This window comes from Pseudomonas sp. GW460-12-10-14-TSB1 (assembly GCF_017349775.1).
Classification (GTDB): Bacteria; Pseudomonadota; Gammaproteobacteria; order Pseudomonadales; family Pseudomonadaceae; genus Aquipseudomonas; species Aquipseudomonas piscium.
Map to the genome: position 1 here is coordinate 43,523 of NZ_JACNAC010000048.1, position 9,865 is coordinate 53,387.

The window sequence follows — 9,865 nt, forward strand, 5'->3', positions numbered from 1 at the left end:
ATGGTCTTACTCCTTCGCCTCGTTGCGGCCCAGGTGGAACGCCGTGACGGCTGCGGCGAGCAGCAGCATCGAGGCGAGTTCGACCACCAGCAGATAAGGACCGAACAGGCTGATGCCCACGGCCTTGGCGTCCACGGTGGTGTGGCCGATACCGCTACCGCTCTGGTGGCTGAACAGCACGTACAGCAGTTCCACCAGCAGCAGGGCGGCGAGCACCACCGGCCCGAGCCAGATCCCCGGCTTGAGCCAGATGCGTTCCTGCTGAACCGAGGCTGGGCCCAGGTTCAGCATCATCACCACGAACACGAACAGCACCATGATGGCGCCGGCATAGGCGATCACTTCCAGCACGCCGGCGAACGGCGCGCCGAGGCTGAAGAACGTCATCGCCACGGCGATCAGCGAAATGATCAGGTAGAGCAGGGCGTGCACAGGGTTGGTGTTGGTCACCACGCGTAGCGTGGAGACAACGGCGACACCTGACGCGAAATAGAAAGCGAATTCCATCTTTCTTCCTTAAGGCAGCAAGCTCTTCACGTTGATCGGCTCGGCTTCGTTTTGCGCGGAGCCTTTTGGCTTACCGGCAATGGCCATACCTGCAACACGATAGAAGTTGTAATCAGGGTTCTTTCCGGGACCGGAGATCAGCAGATCTTCTTTCTCGTAAACCAGGTCCTGACGTTTGAACTCGGCCATCTCGAAATCCGGGGTCAGCTGGATCGCGGTGGTCGGGCAGGCTTCCTCGCAGAGGCCGCAGAAGATGCAACGCGAGAAGTTGATGCGGAAGAAGTCCGGGTACCAGCGACCGTCTTCGGTTTCAGCTTTCTGCAGCGAGATGCAACCCACCGGGCACGCCACGGCGCACAGGTTGCAGGCTACGCAACGCTCTTCGCCATCGGGGTCGCGGGTCAGCACGATGCGGCCACGGTAGCGGGGCGGCAGGTAGACCGGCTCTTCCGGGTATTGCAGGGTGTCGCGCTTGCGAAAGCCATGGCCGAAGACCATCACCAGGCTGCGCAGTTGGGTACCAGTACCCTTAACGATGTCGCCAATATATTTGAACATGGGTCAAATCCTCACTGAACCGCGCCCGCTGGCGTGTTCAACAACACAAGCGCAGCAGTCACCAGCAAATTGATCAGGGTCAGCGGCAGGCAGAATTTCCAGCTGAAGTCCATCACCTGGTCATAACGCGGACGCGGGATGGAAGCGCGCAGCAGGATGAACAGCATGATGAAGAACGCGGTCTTCAGGGCGAACCAGACGAAGGACAGTTGCGGCAGGATGCCGAACGGACCGTGCCAGCCACCGAAGAACAGGGTGACCAGCAGTGCCGAGATCAGGATGATGCCGATGTACTCGCCAACGAAGAACATGCCCCATTTCATGCCGGCGTATTCAATGTGGTAACCGTCGGCCAGTTCCTGTTCCGCTTCCGGCTGGTCGAACGGGTGACGGTGAGTCACGGCCACGCCAGCGATGAAGAAGGTACAGAAGCCGAAGAACTGCGGAATGATGAACCACAGGTTCTGCGCCTGGTAGTCGACGATGTCGCGCATGTTGAACGAACCGACCTGGGCCACGATGCCCATCAGCGCCAGGCCCATGAACACTTCATAGGACACGGTCTGGGCCGAGGCCCGCAGGCTGCCGAGCAGGGCGAACTTGTTGTTGCTCGACCAGCCGGCGAACAGCACCGCGTAGACCGACAGGCCGGCCATGGCGAAGAAGAACAGCAGGCCGATGTTCAGGTCCGCCACACCCCAGGTCGGGGTGATCGGGATGATCGCGAAAGCGATCAGCAAGGCGCTCATGGCCACGACCGGTGCCAGGGTGAAGATCACCTTGTCGGCAAACGGCGGGGTCCAGTCTTCCTTGAAGAACATCTTCAGCATGTCGGCGGCGATCTGGAACATGCCGAACGGGCCAACGCGGTTCGGACCGTAACGGTCCTGCCACCAGCCCAGTAGGCGACGCTCGACAAAGCTGAGCAAGGCACCTGCGACCACCACGGCCAGCATGATGACCAGGGCTTTGACGACCGCCAGGATCACGTCGATCACTTCAGGGGTGAACCAGGTCATTGCGCTGCCTCCTGCAGACCGTCAACGGATTTGCCAAAGATCGCCGGTGGAATGCCCGCCAGGCCAGCCGGCAGGGCCACCAGGCCAGCGCCCAGTTCTTCGTTGATGCGCAGCGGCAGACGCAGGGTCTGGCCTGCCACGTTCACGGCGAGCAGCGCACCATCGTTGACGCCGAGGCGATCGGCTTCGGACTTGGCCAGGGAAACGTAGGCGGCCGGGATGCGTTCCTGGACCGGAGCGGCTTTCGAAGAGTTCTCTTCGCTGCCGAACAGGTGGTAGAACGGCACCGCCTGCCAGGTGCCCTGGGCAGGGGAGAAGGCGCGCGGCACGCTGGCGAACCAGCCGAGGCTGTCGCCCTGGCTTTCGATCAGGCGGGTGCCCGGATCGCCGGCACGCAGGTGACCACCGACTTCGTCCTGGAACTTGTTCCAGGCTTGCGGCGAGTTCCAGCCCGGCGACCAGGCGAACGGCACCTGGGAGCGCGGTTCCACGGAGCCCGAGTAACCTTCCATGGAGAAGGAGAACGCGGTGTCCTGGTCCTGCGGGGTACGTGGCTCGTGCACGTTGATGTCGGCGCGCATGGCGGTACGGCCGCTGTAACGCAGCGGTTCGCGGGCCAGCTTCAGGCCCTTGATGCGGAACGACGCCGATGGCGCGGCATCGACGATGCGTGCCAGTTGCGGGTTGCTCTGGGCGCAGGCGGCGGTCACGTGGTCCAGTTGGGTCCAGTCCACCGGCTTGTTCAGCAGGGTAGAGCGCAGGGCATGCAGCCAGCGCCAGCCTTCGTGAACCAGGATGCTGGCATCCATGTAAGTCGGGTCGAACACCTGGAAGAAGCGCTGGGCACGGCCTTCCTGGCTGACCAGGGTGCCGTCGCCTTCGGCGAAGCTGGCCGCTGGCAGAATCAGGTGCGCGCGATCGCTGGTGGCGGTCTTCTGGTGGTCGGCGACGATCACCACTTTCGCGGCGTTCAGCGCGGCATCGACCTTGGCGGCGTCGGTGCGGGTGTACAGATCGTTTTCCAGCACGACCAGGGCGTCGGCCTTACCGTCGATCACCGCTTGCAGGGCGGCGTCCACCGATTCGCCACCGAGCATGGCCAGGCCGAGGCTGTTGGCCTCAGGCACGATCAGGCTGATGGAACCGTTCTTCTCGCGCAGCTTCAGGGCCTTGGCGATGTTCGCCGCGGCTTCGATCAGTGCCTTGGAACCCAGGGAGGTGCCGGCGATGATCAGTGGGCGCTTGGCGGCGAGGAGGGCGTCGGCGATGCGCTTGGCCAGTTCCTGGGCTTGTGCGTCCAGGCCTTCGACAGCCGGGGCGCTGGCGTCCAGGGCATGGGCCACGGCGAAACCGATGCGTGCCAGGTCGTCGGGAGCGGCGTGTACACACTCCTCGGCAACGTCGTCGAGCTTGGTTTCAGCCAGGCTGGCGATGAACAGCGGGTTCAGCGCGTGCTGGCCGATGTTTTTCACCGCGGCGTCGAGCCATGGCTGGACGCGCATGGCGTCGGCCATCTCTTCAGCCTTGCCCTTGACCGACTGACGCAGGGCCAGGGCCATGCGGGCGGCGGTCTGGGTCAGGTCTTCGCCGAGGACGAACACCGCATCGTGGTCTTCGATGTCGCGCATGGTCGGCACGGGCAGCGGGCTGTTTTTCAGCACTTGCAGGACCAGGCGGATGCGCTCCAGCTCGGCGGCTTCGATACCGCTGTAGAAGTGCTCGGCGCCTACCAGCTCACGCAGGGCGTAGTTGCTTTCCAGGCTGGCGCGGGGCGAACCGATACCGACGATATTGCGGCCGCGCAGCAGGTCGGCGGTCTTGTCCAGCGCCTGGTCCAGGTTCAGCTTGGTGCCGTCGTTCAGCAGCGGCTGGCGTGGACGGTCTGTGCGGTTGACGTAGCCATAACCGAAACGGCCGCGGTCGCACAGGAAGTACTGGTTCACCGAACCGTTGTAGCGGTTTTCGATGCGTCGCAGTTCGCCGTAGCGCTCGCCCGGGGAGATGTTGCAACCGCTGGAGCAGCCATGGCAGATGCTCGGCGAGAACTGCATGTCCCATTTGCGGTTGTAGCGCTCGGAGTGAGTCTTGTCGGTGAACACACCGGTCGGGCAGACCTCGGTGAGGTTGCCGGAGAACTCGCTTTCCAGGGTGCCGTCTTCAACGCGACCGAAGTACACGTTGTCGTGAGCGCCGAACACGCCGAGGTCGGTGCCGCCGGCATAGTCTTTGTAGAATCGTACGCAACGGTAGCAGGCGATGCAGCGGTTCATCTCGTGAGCGATGAACGGGCCGAGTTCCTGGTTCTGGTGGGTACGCTTGGTAAAGCGATAACGGCGCTCGTTGTGGCCGGTCATCACGGTCATGTCTTGCAGGTGGCAGTGACCGCCTTCCTCGCAGACCGGGCAGTCGTGCGGGTGGTTGGTCATCAGCCATTCGACGACACTGGCGCGGAAGGCCTTGGATTCTTCATCGTCGATGGAGATCCAGGTGTTGTCGGTGGCGGGTGTCATGCAGGACATGACGATGCGACCACGGGTGTCGTTCTCGTCGGTGTACTGCTTGACCGCGCACTGGCGACAGGCACCGACGCTACCGAGAGCGGGGTGCCAGCAGAAATAAGGGATGTCGAGGCCTAGTGACAGACATGCCTGTAACAGGTTGTCCGCCCCATCGACTTCGAGCGCTTTGCCGTCTACGTGGATAGTGGCCATGGTTCAAAGTTCTTCGTTGGCCCGGTGTCAGCGGGCGTGGCTAATGGAATCTTGGTGCTCGCCTGGCGCGTCGCGGCGTCTTCAGGCGATACGAGGGCGGCACGGACCACCCTCGTTCGATACGTTTACGCGCCGACTACGATCGGCCGGGCCAGGGGCGGGACGACGGCAGCACTGGTGGCTGCGATGCCGGCCTCGAACTCTGGACGGAAATACTTGATGGCGCTGCCCAATGGCTCCACGGCGCCCGGTGCGTGAGCACAGAAGGTCTTGCCTGGGCCGAGGAAGCCGACCAGACCCAGCAGGGTCTCGATATCGCCGGCTTGCCCTTCGCCTTTCTCGAGGGCGCGCAGCAGCTTGACGCTCCACGGCAGGCCATCGCGGCAAGGGGTGCAGAAGCCGCAGGATTCGCGGGCAAAGAACTCTTCCATGTTGCGCAGCAGCGACACCATGTTGATGCTGTCGTCGACCGCCATGGCCAGGCCGGTACCCATGCGGGTGCCTACCTTGGCGATGCCGCCGGCGTACATCTGCGCATCCAGGTGTTCAGGCAACAGGAAACCGGTACCGGCGCCGCCTGGCTGCCAGCACTTGAGCTTGAAGCCGTCGCGCATGCCGCCGGCGTAGTCTTCGAACAGCTCGCGCGCGGTCACGCCGAACGGCAGCTCCCACAGGCCAGGGTTCTTCACTTTGCCGGAGAAGCCCATCAGCTTGGTGCCGTGGTCTTCACTGCCTTCGCGAGCGAGGGATTTGTACCATTCCACGCCGTCGCCGATGATCGCTGGCACGTTGCACAGGGTCTCGACGTTGTTCACGCAGGTCGGCTTGCCCCAGACGCCGACGGCGGCAGGGAAGGGCGGCTTGGAGCGTGGGTTGGCGCGGCGGCCTTCGAGGGAGTTGATCAGCGCGGTTTCTTCACCGCAGATGTAACGCCCGGCGCCGGTGTGGACGAACAGCTCGAAGTCGAAGCCGCTGCCCAGGATGTTCTTGCCCAGCAGGCCTGCAGCTTTGGCTTCTTCCACTGCACGGTTGAGGTGCTTGGCGGCGGTGGTGTACTCGCCCCGCAGGAAGATATAGCCGCGGTAGGTTTTCAGCGCGCGGGCGCTGATCAGCATGCCTTCGATCAGCAGATGGGGCAGTTGCTCCATCAGCATGCGGTCTTTCCAGGTGTTGGGTTCCATTTCGTCCGCGTTGCACAGCAGGTAGCGGATGTTCATGGATTCGTCTTTGGGCATCAGGCCCCACTTCACGCCAGTGGGGAAGCCCGCGCCGCCGCGGCCCTTGAGGCCGGCGTCCTTGACGGTCTGGACGATGTCGTCCTGGGACAGGTCGGCGAAGGCCTTGCGCGCAGCGGCGTAGCCGTTCTTGGCCTGGTACTCGTCGAGCCATACCGGCTCGCCGTCGTCGCGCAGGCGCCAGGTCAGCGGATGGGTTTCCGGGCTGCGCTGGATGCGGTTGGCAGGGCCGAAGGATGTCAGGGTCATACGTAGCCCTCCAACAGTTTGGCCACGCCAGCAGGCTGCACGTCGCCGAAAGTGTCGTCGTCGATCATCAGTGCCGGGGCCTTGTCGCAGTTGCCCAGGCAGCACACCGGCAGCAGGGTGAAGCGGCCGTCGGCGGTGGTCTGGCCGAGGCCGATGCCCAGCTCGCTCTGGATCTGGCTGACCACGGACTCGTGGCCGCCGATGTAGCAGACCATGCTGTCGCAGACACGGATGATGTGACGGCCGACCGGCTGACGGAAGATCTGGCTGTAGAACGTCGCCACGCCTTCTACGTCGCTGGCCGGGATGCCGAGGATCTCGCCGATGGCGTAGAGCGCGCCATCAGGCACCCAGCCACGTTCCTTCTGGACGATCTTCAGGGCTTCGATAGACGCCGCGCGCGGGTCTTCGTAGTGATGCAGCTCGTGCTCGATGGCCGAGCGCTCGGTTTCGCTCAGGGCGAAACGGTCTGTCTGGATAAGCGTGCTGTTCATGCTTAGCGGTCCACGTCGGCCATAACGAAGTCGATACTACCCAGGTACGCGATCAAGTCCGCGACCATGCTGCCGCGGATCACCGAAGGGATCTGCTGCAGGTGGGCGAAGCTCGGGGTACGGATCCGGGTGCGGTAGCTCATGGTGCCGCCATCGCTCGTCAGGTAATAACTGTTGATGCCCTTGGTCGCTTCGATCATCTGGAAGGACTCGTTGGCCGGCATGACCGGGCCCCACGAAACCTGCAGGAAGTGCGTGATCAGGGTCTCGATGTGCTGCAGCGTGCGCTCTTTCGGCGGCGGTGTGGTCAGCGGGTGGTCCGCCTTGTACGGGCCTTCCGGCATGTTGCGCAGGCACTGGTCGATGATCTTGATGCTCTGGCGCATTTCTTCGACGCGGACCATGCAGCGGTCGTAGGCATCGCCGTTGGCCGCCAGCGGGACTTCGAACTCGAAGTTCTCGTAGCCGGAGTAGGGGCGCGCCTTACGCAGGTCGAAATCGCAACCGGTGGAACGCAGGCCAGCACCGGTGACGCCCCATTCCAGGGCTTCCTTGGTGTTGTAGGCGGCGACACCGATGGTACGACCCTTGAGGATGCTGTTCTGCAGGGCGGCTTTGGTGTATTCGTCGAGGCGTTTGGGCAGCCAGTCGACGAAGTCCTTCACCAGTTTTTCCCAGCCGCGTGGCAGGTCGTGGGCGACGCCGCCGATGCGGTACCAAGCCGGGTGCAGACGGAAACCGGTGATGGCTTCGATCACGGTGTAGGCGCGCTGACGGTCGGTGAAGGTGAAGAACACCGGGGTCATGGCGCCGACGTCCTGGATGTAGGTACCCAGGAACAGCAGGTGGCTGGTGATCCGGAAGAACTCGGCCAGCATGATGCGGATGACGTCGACCTTCTCCGGCACCTTGATCCCGGCCAGTTTCTCGACCGAGAGCACGTACGGCAGGTTGTTCATCACGCCGCCGAGGTAGTCGATACGGTCGGTGTACGGAATGAAACTGTGCCAGGACTGACGCTCGGCCATCTTCTCGGCGCCACGGTGGTGGTAGCCGATGTCCGGTACGCAGTCGACGATCTCTTCACCGTCCAGTTGCAGGATGATGCGGAAGGCACCGTGAGCCGAAGGGTGGTTCGGGCCCAGGTTGAGGAACATGTAGTCCTCGTTGGCGCCGGAACGCTTCATGCCCCAGTCTTCCGGCTTGAAGCGCGCGGCTTCTTCTTCCAGTTGTTGCTTGGCCAGGGTCAGGCTGAACGGATCGAATTCGGTGGCGCGCGCCGGGAAGTCCTTGCGCAGCGGGTGACCTTCCCAGGTCGGCGGCATCATGATGCGCGACAGGTGAGGGTGGCCGGCGAAGTTGATGCCGAACATGTCCCAGACTTCACGCTCGTACCAGTTGGCGTTTGGCCAGATACCGGTCACGGTCGGCAAGCTGAGGTCGCTCTCGGACAAGGCGACCTTGATCATTACGTCACTATTACGCTCGATCGACAGCAGGTGGTAGAACACACTGAAGTCGGCGCCTGGCAGCCCTTGACGCTTGGTGCGCAGACGCTCGTCCACGCCATGCAGGTCATAGAGCATGACGTACGGCTTGGGCAGGTTGCGCAGGAAGGTCAGAACTTCGACGAGTTTGGCACGGGTAACCCACAGCACCGGCATGCCGGTGCGGGTGGCCTGGGCGGTGAACGCCTCAGGGCCAAAACGGTTATTGAGTTCGACGACCACATCCTGGTCGTCTGCCTTATAAGGCGGGATGTACAGAGCACTGCCTGTAGTCATGGTTTTTTATCGCTTTCGGTCAACGTAAAGAATGAAGCCAGTTTTTCGTTCTTTGTAAGAAGCGCTCTGGAATCAGACTTCGTCGGGGCTGCGCAGGTTGGTTACCTGAATACGCTGTTCGCGGCGCTGTTCCTTTTGCGACGGCATTTCGGCGCGATACACGCCTTGGTCACCGACGACCCAGGAAAGTGGGCGACGCTCCTGGCCAATCGACTCCTGCAAGAGCATCAGGCCTTGCAGAAAAGCTTCAGGGCGGGGCGGGCAGCCAGGCACGTAGACGTCCACGGGCAGGAACTTGTCCACCCCTTGAACGACGGAATAGATGTCGTACATGCCACCGGAGTTGGCGCACGAACCCATGGAGATGACCCACTTCGGTTCGAGCATTTGCTCGTAGAGACGCTGAATGATCGGCGCCATCTTGATGAAGCAGGTTCCGGCAATAACCATGAAATCCGCCTGGCGCGGTGATGCCCGGATAACTTCGGCGCCGAAGCGCGCGATGTCGTGGGGCGCCGTGAAGGCGGTGGTCATTTCCACGTAGCAGCAGGACAGGCCGAAGTTGTACGGCCACAGGGAGTTCTTACGCCCCCAGTTGACCGCGCCGCTCAGCACGTCTTCCAGCTTGCCCATGAAGATGTTTTTGTGGACTTGATCTTCTAACGGATCGGAAACGGTTTCCCGTTCGCCGATCGGATACTGCTCGTTAGGAGCATCGGGGTCGATCCTGGTGAGATTGTATTGCATCGCCAAAGCCTCATTGTTTTAGCTTCGCCTGCCGCTTACGGCGACCTTCCGGAGCCCAATCAAGAGCCCCCACCCGCCAAAGGTAGACAAGACCTGCCAACAGAATTGCTATGAAAACGAGAGCTTCGACGAATCCGGTCCAGCCGCTTTCGCGGACGGACACAGACCAGGCAAAGAGAAATAGGGCTTCGATATCGAAGATCACGAAGAGCATCGCGACCAGATAGAATTTGGCTGAGAGCCGCAAGCGGGCGCCACCGGTAGGTAGCATGCCGGACTCGAACGGTTCGTTTTTGCTGCGGCCCCAGGCTTTTGACCCGAGGAGGCTGGAGACGCCGAGCATGAAGGCGCAGAGGCCGCCTACACCCAGAAGGAAAATGGCAAAGCCCCAGTTGTGGGCCATGAGTCCTGTCGCTTCGGGCATGCTGGTAATCCTTAACAGAGAGCAAAGGTCTCTGAGCTTGATAAAGAAATAAAGCAGTGACGATATGTCGCAGTGCAGTCAATCGGCGTGATTTTATGGCTAAACACGGGGCAAGTAAATTTTCTATGGCGAAATTA

9 protein-coding genes are annotated in these 9,865 nt (G+C 62.1%); all 9 read right to left on the minus strand.

Annotated elements, in window-relative coordinates; genetic code table 11:
• Window positions 1-6: 6 nt before the first annotated feature.
• The gene (nuoJ, locus tag J4D52_RS23290) at window positions 7-507 is read right to left on the minus strand and encodes an NADH-quinone oxidoreductase subunit J (protein WP_025804708.1); all 501 of its coding nucleotides are present in this window, start codon (window positions 505-507) and stop codon (window positions 7-9) included.
• A 9-nt stretch (window positions 508-516) separates the two neighbouring features.
• Window positions 517-1,065, minus strand: coding sequence for an NADH-quinone oxidoreductase subunit NuoI (nuoI, locus tag J4D52_RS23295; RefSeq protein ID WP_003223795.1), 549 nt, complete (start codon window positions 1,063-1,065; stop codon window positions 517-519).
• An 11-nt stretch (window positions 1,066-1,076) separates the two neighbouring features.
• Entirely contained in the window at window positions 1,077-2,084 is a 1,008-nt protein-coding gene (gene nuoH / locus J4D52_RS23300; RefSeq protein WP_007929607.1) for an NADH-quinone oxidoreductase subunit NuoH, read from the minus strand.
• Window positions 2,081-4,795 carry an NADH-quinone oxidoreductase subunit NuoG gene (gene nuoG, locus J4D52_RS23305; RefSeq protein ID WP_063432011.1) on the minus strand — a complete coding sequence of 905 codons (2,715 nt, stop codon included), beginning with the start codon at window positions 4,793-4,795 and terminating at the stop codon, window positions 2,081-2,083. The genes nuoH and nuoG overlap by 4 nt, the downstream gene beginning before the upstream one ends.
• 125 nt (window positions 4,796-4,920) lie before the next feature.
• Window positions 4,921-6,279 (minus strand): NADH-quinone oxidoreductase subunit NuoF, encoded by a 1,359-nt coding sequence (gene nuoF / locus J4D52_RS23310; protein WP_009049785.1) that lies wholly within the window; start codon window positions 6,277-6,279, stop codon window positions 4,921-4,923.
• A complete protein-coding gene (nuoE, locus tag J4D52_RS23315) occupies window positions 6,276-6,773 on the minus strand; it encodes an NADH-quinone oxidoreductase subunit NuoE (protein ID WP_007929184.1) in 498 nt (165 codons plus the stop codon). Before nuoE ends, nuoF begins: the two co-directional genes overlap by 4 nt.
• 2 nt (window positions 6,774-6,775) lie before the next feature.
• Complete coding sequence (nuoC, locus tag J4D52_RS23320) at window positions 6,776-8,557, minus strand: NADH-quinone oxidoreductase subunit C/D (RefSeq protein WP_053279908.1); 1,782 nt, start codon at window positions 8,555-8,557, stop codon at window positions 6,776-6,778.
• A gap of 72 nt (window positions 8,558-8,629) precedes the next feature.
• Window positions 8,630-9,304 carry an NADH-quinone oxidoreductase subunit B family protein gene (locus J4D52_RS23325; protein ID WP_007929186.1) on the minus strand — a complete coding sequence of 225 codons (675 nt, stop codon included), beginning with the start codon at window positions 9,302-9,304 and terminating at the stop codon, window positions 8,630-8,632.
• Window positions 9,305-9,314: 10 nt separating this feature from the next.
• Window positions 9,315-9,728 (minus strand): NADH-quinone oxidoreductase subunit A, encoded by a 414-nt coding sequence (locus J4D52_RS23330; RefSeq protein WP_007929187.1) that lies wholly within the window; start codon window positions 9,726-9,728, stop codon window positions 9,315-9,317.
• Window positions 9,729-9,865: the final 137 nt, after the last annotated feature.